This window comes from Pseudomonas sp. BAY1663 (assembly GCF_000582595.1).
Classification (GTDB): Bacteria; Pseudomonadota; Gammaproteobacteria; order Pseudomonadales; family Pseudomonadaceae; genus Stutzerimonas; species Stutzerimonas stutzeri_AF.
The window spans coordinates 1-18,019 of the sequence record NZ_AZSV01000042.1 but is presented as its reverse complement, the minus strand read 5'-3'; the positions used below and the strand labels follow the sequence as shown (position 1 = coordinate 18,019).

General features: G+C 64.5%; 14 protein-coding genes and 4 pseudogenes. All 18 read left to right on the top strand.

The genetic code is table 11. The features are described 5' to 3' along the window. The first annotated feature begins 27 nt into the window (after positions 1-27). Positions 28-723 carry an ABC transporter permease gene (locus BAY1663_RS13115; RefSeq protein WP_037041501.1) on the top strand — a complete coding sequence of 232 codons (696 nt, stop codon included), beginning with the start codon at positions 28-30 and terminating at the stop codon, positions 721-723. Further along, positions 720-1,409: an ABC transporter permease gene (locus BAY1663_RS13110; RefSeq protein WP_037041499.1), complete on the top strand. Its 690-nt coding sequence runs from the start codon at positions 720-722 to the stop codon at positions 1,407-1,409. Before BAY1663_RS13115 ends, BAY1663_RS13110 begins: the two co-directional genes overlap by 4 nt. 172 nt (positions 1,410-1,581) lie before the next feature. Beyond that, a complete protein-coding gene (locus tag BAY1663_RS13105; RefSeq protein WP_037041497.1) occupies positions 1,582-2,484 on the top strand; it encodes a D-hexose-6-phosphate mutarotase in 903 nt (300 codons plus the stop codon). A gap of 356 nt (positions 2,485-2,840) precedes the next feature. Beyond that, positions 2,841-4,403: a type VI secretion system protein TssA gene (gene tssA / locus BAY1663_RS13100; RefSeq protein WP_037041494.1), complete on the top strand. Its 1,563-nt coding sequence runs from the start codon at positions 2,841-2,843 to the stop codon at positions 4,401-4,403. Positions 4,404-4,420: 17 nt separating this feature from the next. Then, positions 4,421-4,927 (top strand): type VI secretion system contractile sheath small subunit, encoded by a 507-nt coding sequence (gene tssB / locus BAY1663_RS13095; RefSeq protein WP_037041491.1) that lies wholly within the window; start codon positions 4,421-4,423, stop codon positions 4,925-4,927. A 26-nt stretch (positions 4,928-4,953) separates the two neighbouring features. Beyond that, positions 4,954-6,432 carry a type VI secretion system contractile sheath large subunit gene (gene tssC / locus BAY1663_RS13090; RefSeq protein ID WP_037041481.1) on the top strand — a complete coding sequence of 493 codons (1,479 nt, stop codon included), beginning with the start codon at positions 4,954-4,956 and terminating at the stop codon, positions 6,430-6,432. Between the two features lie 7 nt (positions 6,433-6,439). Next, positions 6,440-6,846: pseudogene (gene tssE / locus BAY1663_RS13085) on the top strand (type VI secretion system baseplate subunit TssE). Between the two features lie 13 nt (positions 6,847-6,859). Next, positions 6,860-8,788, top strand: coding sequence for a PAAR domain-containing protein (locus BAY1663_RS13080; protein WP_037041479.1), 1,929 nt, complete (start codon positions 6,860-6,862; stop codon positions 8,786-8,788). After that, a complete protein-coding gene (locus BAY1663_RS13075; protein ID WP_037041477.1) occupies positions 8,785-9,420 on the top strand; it encodes a DUF2931 family protein in 636 nt (211 codons plus the stop codon). Before BAY1663_RS13080 ends, BAY1663_RS13075 begins: the two co-directional genes overlap by 4 nt. Before the next feature lie 77 nt (positions 9,421-9,497). Beyond that, positions 9,498-9,740 (top strand): annotated as a pseudogene (locus BAY1663_RS13070) (type VI secretion system baseplate subunit TssF); the annotation flags it as partial. A 62-nt stretch (positions 9,741-9,802) separates the two neighbouring features. Continuing rightward, the gene (locus BAY1663_RS13065) at positions 9,803-10,192 is read left to right on the top strand and encodes a DUF2388 domain-containing protein (RefSeq protein WP_128576282.1); all 390 of its coding nucleotides are present in this window, start codon (positions 9,803-9,805) and stop codon (positions 10,190-10,192) included. A 7-nt stretch (positions 10,193-10,199) separates the two neighbouring features. Continuing rightward, on the top strand, positions 10,200-10,574 hold the full coding sequence (locus tag BAY1663_RS26015; protein ID WP_037041471.1) for a type VI secretion system baseplate subunit TssF: 375 nt from the start codon (positions 10,200-10,202) through the stop codon (positions 10,572-10,574). Beyond that, entirely contained in the window at positions 10,571-11,224 is a 654-nt protein-coding gene (locus tag BAY1663_RS13055) for a DUF2931 family protein (protein ID WP_037041469.1), read from the top strand. Before BAY1663_RS26015 ends, BAY1663_RS13055 begins: the two co-directional genes overlap by 4 nt. A 207-nt stretch (positions 11,225-11,431) precedes the next feature. Then, positions 11,432-11,953: a DUF2931 family protein gene (locus tag BAY1663_RS23850; protein WP_256206744.1), complete on the top strand. Its 522-nt coding sequence runs from the start codon at positions 11,432-11,434 to the stop codon at positions 11,951-11,953. Between the two features lie 178 nt (positions 11,954-12,131). Continuing rightward, positions 12,132-13,921, top strand: a pseudogene (tssF, locus tag BAY1663_RS13050) (type VI secretion system baseplate subunit TssF). Then, positions 13,885-14,783 (top strand): annotated as a pseudogene (gene tssG, locus BAY1663_RS23845) (type VI secretion system baseplate subunit TssG); the annotation flags it as partial. The pseudogenes tssF and tssG, both read left to right, overlap by 37 nt. Before the next feature lie 160 nt (positions 14,784-14,943). Next, on the top strand, positions 14,944-17,553 hold the full coding sequence (gene tssH, locus BAY1663_RS13045; RefSeq protein WP_037041538.1) for a type VI secretion system ATPase TssH: 2,610 nt from the start codon (positions 14,944-14,946) through the stop codon (positions 17,551-17,553). 19 nt (positions 17,554-17,572) lie between these two features. Then, on the top strand, positions 17,573-18,019 hold a 447-nt coding region (locus BAY1663_RS13040), incomplete at its 3' end, for a GAF domain-containing protein (protein WP_256206742.1).

The following is an 18,019-nucleotide window of genomic DNA, read 5'->3' as shown; positions in this document are numbered from 1 at the left end:
CGACCGGGCTTCGGTGTTTGAGCTTCTATGATTCCTGACCTTCACGGATTCGGTCCGGCCCTGCTCGCCGGCACCTGGATGACCATCCAGCTGGCCCTCGCCTCCCTGGCGCTGGGGCTGGTGCTCGGGCTGCTCGGCGCCCTCGCCAAGACCTCGCCCTACAGCGCCCTGCGCTGGATCGGCGGTACCTACTCGACCATCGTGCGCGGCATCCCCGAGCTGCTCTGGGTGCTGCTGATCTATTTCGGCACCATCAACCTGATTCGCGGCCTCGGCGAGCTGTTCGGCATCGAGAACCTCGCCCTGAGCCCGTTCGCCGCCGGCACCATCGCCCTCGGCCTGTGCTTTGGCGCCTATGCCACGGAAGTCTTCCGCGGCGCGCTGCTGGCGATCCCCAAGGGCCACCGCGAAGCCGGCCTGGCCCTTGGGCTGGGCAAGCGGCGCATCTTCCTGCGGCTGATCCTGCCGCAGATGTGGCGCCTGGCCCTGCCAGGGCTAGGCAACCTGTTCATGATCCTGATGAAGGACACCGCGCTGGTCTCGGTGATCGGCCTGGAAGAGATCATGCGCCGTTCGCAAATCGCCGTGACCGCCAGCAAGGAACCCTTCACCTTCTTCCTGGTGGCCGCCTTCATCTACCTGTGCCTGACCATCGTCGCCATGATCGGCATGCACTTCCTGGAAAAACGCGCCGGCCGCGGCTTCATCAGGAGCGTCGCATGACCTGGGAAATCTTCCTCAAGTGGCTGCCGAGCTTCGTCGACGGCGCCTGGCTGACCCTGCAGCTGGTCGGCGTTTCGGTCGTCGCCGGGCTGATCCTCGCCCTACCGCTGGGCATCGCCCGCTCGTCCCGACATCTGGCGGTACGCGCGCTGCCCTACGGCTATATCTTCTTCTTCCGCGGCACCCCGCTGCTGGTGCAGCTGTTCCTGGTCTACTACGGCATGGCGCAGTTCGACATCGTGCGCCAGAGTGCGCTCTGGCCCTATCTGCGTGATCCGTACTGGTGCGCCATCATCACCATGACGCTGCACACCGCCGCCTACATCGCCGAGATCATCCGCGGCGCGATCCAGAACGTGCCCCCCGGCGAAGTAGAAGCCGCGCGCGCGCTGGGCATGTCGCGCAGCCAGGCGCTGCTGCACGTCATCCTGCCGCGCGCCGCGCGCATCGGCCTGCCGGCCTACAGCAACGAGGTGATCCTGATGCTCAAGGCCAGCGCCCTGGCCAGCACCATCACCCTGCTGGAACTGACCGGCATGGCGCGCAAGATCGCCGCGCGCACCTACCTGCACGAGGAAATGTTCCTCACCGCCGGCCTGATCTACCTGCTGATCGCCTTCGTCCTGATGCAGGGCTTCAAGCTGCTGGAGCGCTGGCTGCGCGTGGATGCCTGCCAGGGCCGCTGAACCGCGTGACCTGTAGGGTGGATCGCGCTTCACCGATCCACCGGGGTGGCGATCCACCGAGTGGAGCCACGGTGGATGTGAAAGGCGACATCCACCCTACGCCGGGAAGCGGATGAAATCCCGCCTTGCGACCGTTGTCAGACGAACGTCCATTCACATTACGGGATCGCCCATGTCACTCGACATCCAACGTATCGAAAAGGACCAGCTCGCCTGCTGGCGTATCCGTCGCGGCGACGACGAGCTGCTGATCGCCGAGCAGGGCGCGCAGATCCTCAGCTATCGCCAGGGCGATGCGCCGCCGATCATCTGGCTCAGCGAAGAAGCCACCTTCCAGCAGGGCCAGTCGGTGCGCGGCGGCGTGCCGGTGTGCTGGCCCTGGTTTGGCGACCTGGCGCGCAACCCGCAGGCGGTGCAGGCCAGCTACGCCGGTGAACAACCGGCGCCGTTCCATGGGTTGGTACGCGCGCTGGACTGGCAGTTGCAGGAACAGCGCAGCGAGGGCGACGCAGCCGTTCTGGTATTCCATTGCCCGCAGGCGCAGGGCAAGCTGCCGGGCTGGCCTCACGATGTGGCGCTGACGCTACAGATCCGCCTGGCCGATGGCCTGCGACTGACCCTCACCAGCCATAATCGTGGCCCCAAGCCGGTCGGCATCAGCCAGGCCCTGCATAGCTATTTCGCCGTCAGCGACATCCATCGCGTCGCCATCGAGGGCCTCGCCGACCGTCCCTATATCGACACCCTGGAGAACTGGGAGCGGCGCCAGCAGCAGGGCAACCTGCATTTCAGCGGCGAGACCGACCGCATCTACCTCGACCTGCCAGACACGCTCAGCCTCGTCGACCAGGGCTGGAACCGACGCATCCGGCTCACCAGCACCGGCTCGTCCTCGGCCGTCCTGTGGAACCCCTGGATCGCCAAGGCACAGCGCCTGTCCGGCTTCGCCGACGATGCCTGGCAGCGAATGCTCTGCATCGAAACGGCAAACGTATTGAACGACACGATCATGCTTCAACCCGGACAGCGTCATCTTATTGGCGTTGAAATCCAGACAACTGCTATCGAGTTATAGCAACTAACACGCTGTCTTTCGCGTTGTAATGGCCATTTGCCTGTAAGCGTTATCCTACATATATAGAGATCTTTTCCTTACATCTTTAGTTGGCGCCAATAAACAACTAGCGGCGGCTTCTAAATTAGTTCCCCGATCATCCGTATAATATTTGCCAATGCTATACGGATCACACTTCCTGCCTTGAACGCCCCCTCCGCCAGGTCTAGGATGCCCACCCCATAAGGCCCTGCTCAATTAGTTGCGCAACCAATGTGCGCAAGAAGTTGCACAGCCCCCTCGCAGAAGCCTGCCTTCTATATATGAACACAGGCTTCCAGAAGTTCACGGACCGAACTCGAACGTCACGGAAGACCATGCACGCCAGCGCACTCAGCAAGCATTATCTGGAACTTGCCCGAAAGCCGGTCAACGACAGCAATTTTGCCGGTGACGATATTCGCTACAGCAGCGAATTCGAACTGCTGGAAGCCGAACTGGCCAAAGCCGGAGCACTGCACCATACCACCGGCATCGACTGGCAGAAGGTTCGCGAAGGCAGCGAAATGCTGCTCGCCTCGCTGTCCAAGGACCTGCGCGCCGCCGCCTGGCTCACCTGGAGCCTCTACCAGCGCGAATCCTTCGCCGGACTGCAGGCCGGGCTGAACCTGCTGCACTACCTGTGCAGCAACCACTGGGCCGAGCTGCACCCGCGCAAGCCGCGCACCCGCGCAGCGGCCATCAACTGGTTGCTGCCACGACTGGAGCAGACCTTTTCCGAAGACGTGCCGGTGGGTGAACAGCTGGCGCTGTTTCGCAGCCTGGCCGAGCAGCTGCACGCACTGGAACAATGTCTCTCCGGCCACCTCGGCGAAGACGCCCCCCTATTGCTGCCGTTGTGCCGCCAGCTCGACGGCATGGTCAAGCGCGCCAGCCAGGGACAGCCGCAGCCGGGGCCGGTCGGCGCGGCGATCGCCCAGGTCAAGCAGGTCGCCAGCCAGGTGTTCACTCCCGGCTCGCCGATCGAGAACGACAAGGAAGCACTCAAGGCCATGCGCACCCTGCAGGAACAGGCGCGCCCGCTGAGCGCCTGGTGGCTCAGGCAGCGCGCCAGCGACCTGCGCCCGCTGCGTCTGGCGCGTACCCTGCTCTGGCTGGGCATCGACAGCCTGCCGGAGCACAACAGCGAGCAGATCACCGCGCTACGCGGCATACCGGCCGACAAGCTGGCCAGCTACCGCGAGCGCTTCGCCCAGGGCCTGTATGCCGACCTGCTGGTGGACCTGGAAAGCAGCACGGCCCGCGCGCCGTTCTGGCTGGACGGCCAACGGCTGGCCTGGGAGTGCCTGCAGGAGCTTGATGCCGAGCAGGCCATGCGCGAAATCGAGATCCAGCTGGCGCTGTTCCTGCAGCGTGTACCGCGCCTGGAGGAACTGCGCTTCCACGACGGCAGCCCGTTCGCCGACGCCGAAACCCGTGCCTGGATCAGCGGCCAGGTCATGCCCCACATACAATCCGCGCCAGCCGCCCGGCAGGAGCAGCCCAGCACCGGCGCAGGCCCCCAGGCGCCCTGGGAAGAAGCCCTGCAGCAGGCGCTACCGCTGCTGCGCAAGGACGGCCTCAAGCCCGCCGTGCAACAGCTCAAGCAAGGCCTCGCCCGCGCCCGGGGCGCCCGCGAGCGCTTCCACTGGCAGCTGACCCTCGCCCGCCTGTGCTACCAGGCGAAGAAATACGAACTGGCCAAGACCCAGCTCGAAGCACTCGACCAGCAGCTCGAGGCCAGCGGCCTGGGTAGCTGGGAACCCGATCTCGCCCTCGAGGTACTGCGCCTGCTGCACAGCTGTTGCGAGCTGCTGCCGCAGAACCATGCCGTGCGTGAAAGCAAGGATGAGATTTACCGCAGGCTGTGCCACCTCGACCTCGAAGTGGTGCTGGACTAACCGCAAAGGAGAACACCATGGCCAAAGAAGGCTCGGTTGCACCCAAGGAACGCATCAACGTCACGTTCAAGCCGGCCACCGGCAATGCCCAGGAAGAAATCGAACTGCCCCTGAAACTGATGGTGCTCGGCGATTTCACCCAACGCGCCGACGAGCGCAAGATCGAAGAGCGCAAACCCATCAGCATCGACAAGAACAGCTTCGACGAAGTACTGGCCAAACAGGAACTGAGCCTGACCTTCGGCGTGCCGAACCGCCTGCAGGACGATGCCGTCGACGACGAGCTGGCCGTGCAGCTGAACATCAATTCGATGAAGGACTTCAACCCGGCCAACCTGGTCGAGCAGGTTCCCGAGCTGAAGAAGCTGATGGAGCTGCGCGATGCGCTGGTCGCCCTCAAGGGCCCGCTGGGCAACGCACCGGCCTTCCGCAAGGCGATCGAGAGCGTACTGGCCGACGACGACTCGCGTGAGCGCGTGCTCGGCGAGCTGGGCCTCGCCGCCAAGGACAAGCTGGACGCCTGAATTCACCGACAAGGAAGCTGACCCACATGACCACTAGCGCAGCCGCCGTCGAGCACGGCACCGACCTCGCCGAAGCCGGCATCCTCGACCGCATCATCGCCGAAACCCGCCTCACCCCCGACGACGAGGCCTACGACATCGCCAAGCGCGGCGTCTCGGCCTTCATCGAAGAACTGCTCAAGCCGCATAACAAGGAAGAGCCGGTCAAGAAGGCCATGGTCGACCGCATGATCGCCGAGATCGACGCCAAGCTCAGCCGGCAGATGGACGAAATCCTCCACCACCCGCAGTTCCAGGCCCTGGAATCCTCCTGGCGCGGCCTCAAGCTGCTGGTGGATCGCACCAACTTCCGCGAGAACATCAAGCTCGAACTGCTCAACGCCTCCAAGCAGGACCTGCTGGAAGACTTCGAGGACAGCCCGGAAATCGTCCAGTCCGGCCTCTACAAGCACATCTACACCGCCGAGTACGGCCAGTTCGGCGGTCAGCCGGTGGGCGCGCTGATCGCCAACTACTTCTTCGATCCCAGCGCGCCCGACGTCAAGGCCATGCAGTACGTGGCCAGCGTCGCCAGCATGTCCCACGCGCCGTTCGTCGCCGCCGCCGGGCCGAAGTTCTTCGGTCTGGAAAGCTTCACCGGCCTGCCCGACCTCAAGGACCTCAAGGATCATTTCGAGGGCCCGCAGTTCGCCAAGTGGCAGAGCTTTCGCGAACAGGAAGACGCCCGCTACGTCGGCCTCACCGTGCCGCGCTTCCTGCTGCGCAACCCCTATGACCCGGAAGACAACCCGGTCAAGAGCTTCGTCTACAAGGAAAACGTCGCCGGCAGCCACGAGCACTACCTGTGGGGCAACACCGCCTATGCCTTCGCCAGCCGCCTGACCGACAGCTTCGCCAAGTTCCGCTGGTGCCCGAACATCATCGGCCCGCAGAGCGGCGGCGCGGTGGAGGACCTGCCGTTGCATCACTTCGAGAGCATGGGCGAGATCGAGACCAAGATTCCCACCGAGGTGCTGGTTTCCGACCGCCGCGAGTACGAGCTGGCCGAGGAAGGCTTTATCGCCCTGACCATGCGCAAGGGCAGCGACAACGCGGCGTTCTTCTCCGCCAACTCGGCGCAGAAACCGAAGTTCTTCGGCAACAGCGAGGAAGGCAAGACCGCCGAGCTGAACTACAAGCTCGGCACCCAGCTGCCCTACCTGTTCATCGTCAACCGCCTGGCGCACTACCTGAAGGTGCTGCAGCGCGAGCAGATCGGCGCCTGGAAAGAGCGCACCGATCTGGAACTGGAACTGAACAAGTGGATTCGCCAGTTCGTCGCCGACCAGGAGAACCCCAGCTCGGAAGTGCGCAGCCGCCGTCCGCTGCGGGCCGCCCAGGTCAACGTCAGCGACGTGGAAGGCGAGCCGGGCTGGTACCGCGTCAGCCTCAGCGTACGACCGCACTTCAAGTACATGGGCGCCGACTTCACCCTGTCGCTGGTCGGCAAGCTGGACAAGGAGTGACCGCTGGATGACGGAATACGGCAGCCTCTTCGAGCGTCTCGGCGGCGAAGCCGGCCGGCGCACCGGCTGGAGCCGCGAGATCGCGGCCATGGCCTCGGTGGCTGCCCATCTGTCGAAGATGCTCAGCACCCGGGCGGCAGCGTACAGACGCTGCCCGACTACGGGTTGCCCGATCTGAACGACATGCGCCTGTCGTTGCACGACTCGTTGCAACAGGCGCGTGCCGCCATCGAACGCTTCATCGAAGCCTACGAACCCCGTTTGAGCCAGGTGCGGGTGGTTTCCCTGCCCCGCGACCATGACCTGCTGCGCCTCGCCTTCGCCATCGAGGGGCTGCTGGAGGTGGACGGCATCAGGCGGCCGGTCAGCTTTTCCGCCAACCTGGACGGTAGCGGACAGGTGAAGGTTCGCTGACAGGAGAACACGGATGTCCGGAAAACCCGCCGCCCGCCTGGGCGACCCCACCGCCTGTCCCAAGACGGGCCATGGCACCAACCCCATCGCCAGCGGCTCGCCCGACGTACTGTTCGACGGCCTGCCCGCCGCGCGCCAGGGCGATGCCTCCGCCTGTGGCGGCGCCATGGCCAGCGCGGTGATTCCCAACGTGCTGATCAATGGCAAACCGGCGGCGGTGGTGGGTAGCGTGGGCAGCCATGGCAATGTCGTGATCGGCGGCTCGGGCACGGTGATCATCGGCACCTCCCATACCCCGGCGCCCTTCGTTCCGCCCGAACCGCTGAATATCGCCAGCGCCGCGCGCGCCATGCCGGCCAGCCCCACGCTGCCGCAACCGCCGACCACGCCCATGGCCCGCGCCTGGCAGGAAGAACCCGGCGATCTCGCCCCGCTGGGGCTGGAAGAAGAGAACGAAGAAGAACTGCACGAGCAGCCGCAGCAGCAGGTGCGCCAGGCCATCACCCTGCGCATCGGCGTGTTCTTCGACGGCACCGGCAACAACCTGGCCAATGCCGCCGTCACCGAGCAATGCCGCCACGACGATCTGCAACAGCTGGGCGAGCGCACCCTGCAGGAAGTCATCGACTACTGCCAGCGCCATGGTTTCAGCGACAGCAACGACGACGGCTATTTCACCGAGGCGCCCGACGGCAGCTACGGCAATGCGCCGAGCAATGTGGCGCGGTTGTATGGGTTGTATAAAGACGACGCACTCCGTCCATTGCAAGCGGGAGATACGGTCGCCTCGTTAGCTGTTTATCTGGATGGTATCGGCACCAGCAGTGGCGAAGCCGACTCGCTTTATGGCCAGATCACCGGACGGGGCAATACCGGAATACTGGCGCGGGTGCGGCAGAGCCCAGAAGAAATCGCTAAGCAACTGCACCGCTTGCTAGAAAGCAATCCCGCTCTGCAGTTCGATACCCTGGAATTCGATATCTTCGGTTTCAGCCGCGGAGCGGCGGCGGCTCGGCATTTCGCCAACGAACTGCTCAAGCCCGGCGGCGGCGTACTGGCGGGCACCCTGCAACCCGGCCAGTTCGGCCTGGTCGACGGCTTCGACTGGACCACCCATGCCCGTATCAACTTTATCGGCCTGTTCGATACCGTGGCCGCCGTGATCGACCCGTTGAACGGCGACTATGATCCGGCCGACCACCTGAACTCCGGCATCAACCTCTATCTGCCGCCCGGCTGCGCGCGCAAGGTGCTGCAACTGACCGCCCGCGACGAGAAGCGCTGGAACTTCGCCCTCAACAGGGTCGCTCCGCACCACCAGGAAATCAGCCTGCCCGGCGCGCACTCGGATATCGGCGGCGGCTACCGTCCCCTGATGCTCGAGCGACTGCTGCTGAGCCGCCCGCTCAGCTCCACCGTGCCGGCCGATACGCCTCCCGAACAGACCCATGCCTCGCGCGAGACCTGGCGACAATATCACCACTGGAAAGCCCTCGGCCTGCCCGACGAAGCGTTGAAGGAACCCAAGGTCTGGCCCAGCCGCAAACCGGTATTCCGCGAGCGTGGCTTCCAGCGTCCGCCGGAGGACGTGGTCTACGGCCTGCTGTCCATCGAACGCCGGGTGCGTGGCGAGTTGTCGCTGGTCTATCTGCGGGTGATGCGGGAGCTGGCTGTGCAATACGGCGTTCCGTTCGATTTTATCGACGAACAGGAAAGCGCAACCGCAATACCCCACGAGCTTCAGAAAATTGCCGATCAGTTGCTGGCCTATGCCCAAGGAGGCCGGTACGGTCTGGACGAAGAGGATGAGCGCCTGCTCTGGTCACGCTATATCCATCTCTCCGCCCACTGGACACCCAGCAGGGGCCTGCTGATCAGCAAACCCGCGCCCAACGTCCGCCTGTCCTACAACAACAAAGCGCAACAAGGTTATCCCGAATGAGAACTTTCCTGCTTGCCTGCGCACTGTTCCTGCTCGGCGGCTGTGTCATCAGCCAGGGCCAGCCCGGATTGCCCTATCGCGCCTGGTTCATCGGGCTTGGCGCTCCCGAACATATGGAGGTCTGGGTCGAAAGCGTGGACGTGATCGATCATCGCGGATTGGCCTACAGGGAGCTCTATAGCGGCATCGTGTCCTATACCGGCAGCTCTTCCGGCTGGCCCGATCGAGTGTCCGGAGGCAAGGGCAAGAACCTGCCCGGTATCAACCTGCCGGAAATCATCTTCGTGCGCTGGCAATCGCTGGTCGAGCCGCAGACCTACAACGTGCGCATCAATATTCCCGAATGGGTGCGCGAAAAAATGCTCGAGCAGCACTCCTCCTATTGTCAAGCGAACAAGCGGGTAATCGACGGCCTCTACCGACACGACATCACTATTGTCCTGGCCCCCGGTGGTATCGCCAAGGCCTGGGTCGGCGGCCCCTGCCTGGACTCCATCGAAATCGGCCGCTTCGAGGCGGCTATCAGCAAGGTCGGACCATACGGCGGCACATCCAACGGAACACATCGTCCTCTTTCGGAAAAAGCCAAAGCCTATATCGAGCAGCACGAGGTGCCCTATGGCTCCTGGTAGATCTTCGTTTTCAGCAGGCTAGGAGCCCCGCCGCGCCAGCGCGCCGGACACGCAACGACAAGGATGAACCGTTAACGATGTCTTTCAACCACTACTACCAGAGCGAACTCACCGCCCTGCGCCAGCTCGGCAAGCGTTTCGCCGAGCGCAGCCCGGCGCTGGCGCCGTTCCTCGGCCAGAGCGGGCGCGATCCGGACGTCGAGCGCCTGCTCGAAGGCTTCGCCTTCCTCACCGGGCGCCTGCGGCAGAAGCTCGACGACGAGTTGCCGGAGCTGACCCACTCGCTGATGCACCTGCTGTGGCCAAACTGCGTTTCTCCGACCCGGACGGCGTGGGCAGGTCCGAACCTCAGCGCAACGGCCAACTTACAGAGGGCTAGCCAATGAAGCGACCAGAAAAAAGACTTTGGCTATCGGGCCTTGTGCTATCCGTGCTATCGACCAGCCCCGCCCATGCGGAAGGTTGCATTGGCGCGGGCTGCGCTCTCGGCAGCGACAACCCCTTTATGGTGACCGCCGTTACGGCGCTGAGCCTGTACGCCATGGTGAGCTCCTTTACGATCGTCACGGACACCTCGAAAGAAAACAGCCGTCGCTATTCGCAATTGACCCGCGACGATGCGGCCTACTTCATCGCCAGCAATGGCGAGCGGCGTGGCGCCCATTTTGAAGGCGCACTCAAGGCCTATCGACTCGGTTCAGGCATGCAGGCGCCGTCCATAAGCGACATGACGTTCGCCCAACTCATCCTGATCTCCTCCACACAGGAGTGAGCCCTTAATGTTTTTCAACAACTACTACCAGAGCGAACTCATCACCCTACGCCAGTTCGGCAAACGTTTCGCCGAGCACGGTCCGGCGCGCCAGAGCGGGTGCTCCCCAGACGTCGAGCACCTGCAGGAAGGCTTCGCCTTACTCACCGGCCGACTGCGGCAGAAGCTCCCCGCCGAACTGCAAAACATTGCGGACAAATTGATGGCCTATGCCCAAGGGGGCCGGTACGGTCTGGACGAAGAGGACGAGCGCCTGCTCTGGTCACGCTATATCCATCTCTCCGCCCACTGGACACCCAGCAGGGGCCTGCTGATCAGCAAACCCGCGCCCAACGTCCGCCTGACCTACAACAACAAGCCACAACAGGGTTATCCCGAATGAGAACCTTCCTGCTTGCCTGCGCACTGTTTCTGCTCGGCGGCTGTGTCACCAGCCAGAGCCAGCCAAGGCTGCCATTCAACGCCTGGTACGTTGGATTGCTGGCGCCCAACTATATGGAAGTCTGGGTGGAAAGCGTGGACGTGATCGACCGCCGAGGACTGGCCTATGAGCAAGTGCATAGCGGTATCGTGGCAATCCAGTCCCCCTCCAACAACAGCGGCAATCCACGAGGGTGGCCAAAGCGCGTAGGCAGCGGCGCCGGCAAGAACCTGCCTGGTATCGACCTGCCGGAAATCATCTTCGTGCGCTGGCAATCGCTGGTCGAGCCGCAGACCTACAACGTGCGCATCAATATCCCTGAATGGGTGCGCGAAAAAATGCTCGAGCAGCACTCCTCCTACTGCCAGGCGGACAAACGGGTAATCGACGGCCTGTACCGACACGACATCACCATCGGCCTGGCCCCCGGCGGTATCGCCAAGGCCTGGGTCGGCGGCCCCTGCCTGGAGCCCATCGAGATCGGTCGCTTCGAGGCAGCCATCAGCAAGGTCGGACCATACGGCGGCACATCCAACGGAAAACATCGTCCTCTTTCGGGAAAAGCCAAGGCCTATATCGAGCAACACGGGGTGCCCTATGACGCTTGGTAAAGTGCCCCTAATCCGCAGAGTCCCTCTTTTCAATGGCTACGCCAACAGACAGGCCCAATCCATGCTGTTGCGAAGAAAACCAATGCCTGTAATGGCAAAGCTAATTTTTTTATCCCCTCTCGCCTTGCTCAGCGGCTGCCAGCTAATTATGTGTAGCACGATGATCAACTGCTTTGACCCACTCGGCACCCCCCTGTAAGCCCATACATTGCCCATGTTCAGGTAACAACGCCCAATTACATGGACGCGCACCTGCATACGATCGAACAAGATTTCACCTATGGACGCGAAATCAGTTATTCAAACTCAGTATTAAAAATGCGCGCCCCTGGAAAGGCAGCGGATGGATGGACACCTCCCGAACTATTGCAGAGCATGCCCGATATCCTGAAGTTCAGGGGCCTAGATGAACTACCAAACAAACTGACAGTGAAATGGACCTCGCTGGCTGAGAACAAAGCATACAGAGCATCTATCAAGCTTCATCTTGGCTCCCGCATAAATATCCATAAAAAAATAGAAACCACGTGCATACGATCCGGAAAGCCAATGCTAGGAAGGAGAAACATCATCACATTAGAAATAACTCCCGGAGGGAGAGTGAAATCCTGGCTTAGCGGAGTTTGTTTAGATGCAATAGAAATTGCAACTACACAAGGGCATTTAATTCCCCAAGAGGGAATTTATATACCTTACGACGCATTCGAGAATTACGACTCAGCCCCATGAGAAACTACATCAGGGCGAACGGGATACCTTATGAAAGCTGGCAGTAATCTTCCCAATATGTGGAATCCAAAGGCCAAAATAAAAATTCCAGAAGATTTGTAGCACGAAGTTTTACCCCGACACGGCCTCCGGCGCCTGAACGCACCGGTCACAGAACGACAGGGATGAACCGTTAACGATGTCTTTCAACCACTACTACCAGAGCGAACTCACCGCCCTGCGCCAGCTCGGCAAGCGTTTCGCCGAGCGCAGCCCGGCGCTGGCGCCGTTCCTCGGCCAGAGCGGGCGCGACCCGGACGTCGAGCGCCTGCTCGAAGGCTTCGCCTTCCTCACTGGGCGCCTGCGGCAGAAGCTCGACGACGAGTTGCCGGAGCTGACCCACTCGCTAATGCACCTGCTGTGGCCGAACTACATGCGTCCGCTGCCGGCCTTCAGCATGCTGCAGTTCGACCCGCTGAAACGCCCCGGCCCGGCGCTGACGGTGCCGCGCAGCACACCGGTGGAGTCCCGCCCCGTACAGGGCGTCACCTGCCGTTTCCGCACCACCTATGCCACCGAAGTGCTACCGCTGGCGCTGCAGGCGCTGGACTACTCGGTCAAGGGCAACGGCGCGCTGCTCAGCCTGCACCTGCAGATGAGCGCCGAAGGGCATCTCGGCGAGGTGGGGCTGCAGCGCCTGCGCCTGCACCTGGCCGGCGAGCCGTATATCAGCCAGTTGCTCTACCTCAGCCTGCTGCGCCATCTCGGCAGCATCGAAATAGTCGTGCTGGACGCCCAGGGCAAACCACTGAGCGGCCCGGACGACAAACCGCTGAAGCCGCTGCCGCTGGCCACCGCACAGCTCGAACCGGTGGCTTCGCCGAGGACGAGGCGCTGATTCCCTACCCGCTCAATACCTTCCGCGGCTACCGCTACCTGCAGGAATATTTCGTCTTCCCCGACAAGTTCCTGTTCGTCGAGCTCAAGGGCCTGGACGTCCTGCAGCGCCTGTCGCCGGAGCAGCTCAAGCAGGCCCGGGGCCTGGAGTTGCGGTTCAACATCCAGAAGGCCGGCGTGCAGCGCATCCGCCCGACGCTGGACAACGTACGGCTGTACTGCACGCCGGTGGTCAACCTGTTCCCGCACGACGCCATCCCGATCCGCCTGGACGGCAAGCAGGACCAGTACCTGCTGCTGCCGGCCGAATACGACAGCCAGCAGTGCGGGGTGTTCTCGGTGGACCGGGTGACCGGCTGGAAGCCCGGCGGCATGGGCTACGAGGACTACGTGCCGTTCGAATCCTTCGAGCACGATCCCAGCTTCGACGTGCCGGTGGCGCGGCCGCACTACAGCGTGCGCCAGCAGCCCTCGCTGCTCGGCGAAGGCCAGGACACCTGGCTGAGCTTCGGCCTGCGCGATCACGACCAGCATGAAACGCTGTCCATCGAGCTGACCTGCACCAACCAGAACCTGCCGCGCCAGCTCAAGCCCGGCGATATCTGCCTGCCCAGCGAGGACACCCCCGAATTCCTCAGTTTCCGCAACATCGACGCGGTGACCCCCAGCTATGCACCGCCGCTGCAGCGCGACTACCTGTGGAAGCTGATCAGCAACATGTCGCTGAACTACCTGTCGCTGGCCAACGTCGAGGCGCTCAAGGTGATCCTCGAGACCTACGACCTGCCGCGCTACTACGACAAGCATGCCGCGAGCGTCAGCCGGCGCCGCCTCGCCGGCCTGAAGCGCATCGGCCACGAGCGCGTCGATCGCCTGCATCGCGGGCTACCGGTGCGCGGCGTGCGCACCGAACTGACCATGGACCAGGACGGGTTCCTCGGCGAGGGCGACCTGTTCCTCTTCGCCTCGGTGCTCAACGAATTCTTCGCCCTCTACGCCAGCCTCAACTCGTATCACGAGCTGCGCGTACGTAGCGAACAGGGAGAGATCTATCAATGGACACCGCGCATGGGGCAGCAACCGCTGCTCTGAAGCCGCTCTACCACGGTATCCGCGAGTACAGCCTGTTCCAGGGCGTGCTGCTGGTGCTCGACCGGCTGCGCGAGCTGAACGGCGAGCTGAACGACGAGGCACTCTACGAGCGCCTGGAGTTCCAGGCCAACCCGAGCCTGGGCTTTCCCGGCAGCGACATCGACCGGGTGCAATTCTTCCAGGAGCACGGCGAATGGCGTGCGCGCCTGCGCATCAACCTGGTCGGCCTGTTCGGCGCCGGTTCGCCGCTGCCGGCGTTCTATGGCGAGCAGGCCCTGGGCGACAGCGAGGAAGGCAACCCGACGCGGGATTTCCTCGACCTGTTCAACGATCGCCTGCAGCGGCTGATCCTGCCGATCTGGCGCAAGTACCGCTACCGCGCGCGCTTCGCCAGCAGCGCCCACGACCCGTTCTCCGAGCAGTTGTTCGCACTTGTCGGGCTCAGCGGCGAGGCCATCCGCAGCGCGCCGGAACTGAACTGGAAGCGCCTGTTGCCCTACCTCGGCCTGCTCAGCCTGCGCGCACACTCGGCGGCGCTGATCGAATCGGTGCTGCGCTACTACTTCAAGCACGCCGAACTGAACATCGAGCAGTGCCTGGAGCGCCAGGTGGAGATCCTCGCCGAACAGCGCAATCGCCTGGGCCTGGCCAACAGCCAGCTGGGCGAAAGCCTGGTGCTCGGCGAGCGGGTGCGCGACCGCGGCGGCAAGTTCCGCATCCATATCCGCCGCCTCGACTGGACGCGCTTCCACGAATTCCTGCCCATCGGCAGCGGTTACCAGCGCTGTGCGCCCTGGTGCGCTTCACCCTGCGCGATCCGCTCGACTACGACCTGCGCCTGGAACTGCGTCCCGAGGAGATTCGCGAGCTGCGGATCGGTGCGGACAACCCCTGCCGCCTCGGCTGGACCAGCTGGCTCGGCCAGGCCCGGGCCGACGGGCTGGTCACCCTGGGCAGCAGCATGGCGAGCGCCACGGCCGCGACGGTCGCGGCGCCATCAACCGATCATTAAGGACGGAAAGATGATCAATATCGATCTACAACAGCTGGTGCAGGCACTGGATGCCGAAACCAGACGCGACCTGGAAAATGCCGCCGAGCGCTGCGTGGCGCGCGGTGGCAGCAGGATCCTCGTCGAGGACCTGCTGCTAGGCCTGCTCGAGCGCCCCGACGGCCTGCTGCAACGGGCCCTGCAGGATGCCGCGGTGGAGCCCGGCGAACTGGCCCAGGCCCTGCAGCCGCGCGGCGAATCCAGCGAATCGCGCAACCCGGTGTTCTCCGGCGAACTGGTGCAATGGCTGCAGGATGCCCTGCTGGTCGCCAATCTGGAGCTGGGCGCGAGCCAGATCGACCCGGCCGCGCTGATCCTCGCCCTGCTGCGCAACCCGCTGCGCCATGCCGGCAGCCATTACCAGCGGCTGCTCGGCCAGCTGAATGCCGAGCGCCTGCGCGAGTTCGCCCTCAGCCAACAGGCGCAGCCGAGTGCCACCCAGCCGGCCGCAGGCGAGGCGTCGAACCTGGCGCGCTTCACCCACGACTTCACCCAGCGCGCCCGCGACGGCAAGCTCGACCCGGTGCTCTGCCGCGATGCGGCGATCCGCCAGATGATCGACATCCTCGCCCGGCGCCGCAAGAACAACCCGATCGTGGTCGGCGAGGCCGGCGTCGGCAAGACCGCCATCGTCGAAGGCCTGGCCCTGCGCATCGCCGCCGGCGAAGTACCGGAGGTGCTCAAGGGCGTGCGCCTGCTGTGCCTCGACCTCGGCCTGCTGCAGGCCGGCGCCAGCGTCAAGGGCGAGTTCGAGCGCCGCCTGCAGGGGGTGATCGACGAAGTCAAAGGTTCGCCCAGGCCGATCATCCTGTTCATCGACGAGGCGCACACGCTGATCGGCGCCGGCGGCCAGGCCGGCAGCGGCGATGCGGCCAACCTGCTGAAACCCGCCCTGGCCCGTGGCGAGCTGCGCACCATCGCCGCCACCACCTGGAGCGAATACAAGAAGTACTTCGAGAAGGACCCGGCACTGGCGCGGCGCTTCCAGCCGGTGCAGCTGCACGAGCCGAGCGTCGCCGAGGCCACCACCATCCTGCGCGGGCTGGCGCCGGTCTACGAGCAGAGCCATGGCATCTACCTGCGCGACGACGCGGTGGCCGCGGCCGCCGAACTGTCGGCGCGCTATCTCGCCGGCCGCCAGTTGCCGGACAAGGCAGTGGACGTGCTGGATACCGCCTGCGCGCGGGTGCGCATCAGCCTCGCCGCCGCGCCCGAGGCGCTGGAGCGGCTGCGCGGCGAGATCGCCGAAGGCGAACGTCAGCGCGAGGCCATGCGCCGTGACCTGGACGCCGGCCTGCCGCTCGACGACGCGATCCTGGACGCCTTGGAAAACCGCCTGATGGCCGCACACACCGAACTGCAACAGCTGACCGGCCGCTGGACCGCCCAGCGCGCACTGGCCGAGCGCCTGCTGGAGTTGCGCAAGCAATGCGCCGCCGCACGTCCGACGGCGCAGCGGGAAGCACCGGGCGAAGCCAGCGCCGCGCAGCCCGACCTGGCCGCGCTGGAGGCCGAACTGCGCAGCGTGCAGGGCGAATTGGCCAGCGCCCAGGCGGAACAGCGCCTGGTCAGCCATGAGGTCTGTCCGCGCCTGGTCGCCGAGGTGATCAGCCACTGGACCGGCGTACCGCTGTCGCAACTGGCCCGCGAGCACAACGCCAAGGTCGTCACCTTCGCCGCCGACCTGCGCCAGCGCGTGCGCGGCCAGGAGCAGGCGGTCGCCGCGCTGGATCGCGCCATGCGCGCCACCGCCGCCGGGCTGAACCGCCTCGACGCACCGGTGGGGGTGTTCCTGCTGGTCGGTCCCAGCGGCGTCGGCAAGACCGAGACCGCGCTGGCGCTGGCCGACCTGCTGTATGGCGGCGAGCGCTTCCTCACCACCATCAACATGTCCGAATTCCAGGAGAAGCACAGCGTTTCCCGGCTGATCGGCGCGCCGCCGGGCTACGTCGGCTATGGCGAGGGCGGCATGCTCACCGAGGCGGTGCGCCAGAAGCCCTATTCGGTGGTGCTGCTCGACGAAGTGGAGAAGGCCGATCCGGACGTGATGAACGTCTTCTACCAGATCTTCGACAAGGGCGTGGCCAACGATGGCGAAGGACGCGAGATCGATTTTCGCAACACCCTGATCCTGATGACCTCCAACCTCGCCAGCGAGCGCATCGCCGAGCTCTGCCAGGGCGGCGACCACCCTGCGGCGGAGGATCTGGAACAGGCCATCCGCCCGGCGCTGAGTCGGCATTTCAAGCCGGCCCTGCTGGCGCGCATGCGCGTGGTGCCCTACTACCCGGTCGAGGGCGAGGTGCTGCACGAACTGGTCGCCCTCAAGCTGGCGCGCTTCGGCGAGCGCCTGCAACGTCGCCAGCTGCACTTCAGCCACTGCCCGGCGCTGGTCGCACACCTGGCCGAGCGCTGCAGCGGCAACGACAGCGGCGCACGGCTGATCGACCGCCTGATCGACCAGCACCTGCAGCCGCGCGTGGTCGATCGCCTGCTCGCGGTCATGGCCGGCGGCGAAACCCTGCAGCGCGTGCATGCCACGCTGGATGCCGACGGAGCGCTGACCTGTGAGTTCGCTTGAGGTGTCCCGGCTCGGCCCGATGGCCCAGCCGCTGCGCTACGCCGAAGCCCTGCTGCAACGCTTCGCCAGGCTGGCGCGCGCCGCCAGCGTCGAGCAGTTGCTCGGCGGGCTGGTGGAAACCGCGGCGCAGCTGAGCGATTGCCCGCTGAGCCAGCTCTATCTGCTGGATGCGACCCACACCCGCCTGACCCTCTCGGCCGAATGGCATGACGGCCAGCCGCAACCACGGGCCGCGGCGAGCCTGCCCAGCGACTATGACGGCGAGCAGCTGCTGCAGTACTGCCTGTGCCAGAACCAGACGCTCTGCTTCCTCGAACTGGACCACAGCGTGCATGCCACCGGCTTCCTGCCGGAGAGCCCGCGCCCCTGGCGCAGCCTGCTCTGCCTGCCGCTGCCGGACGAGGATGGGCACGTCGCCGGCCTGCTGCTCGCCGCCAGCACGCAGCCCCGTGACCTGCAGTCGGCC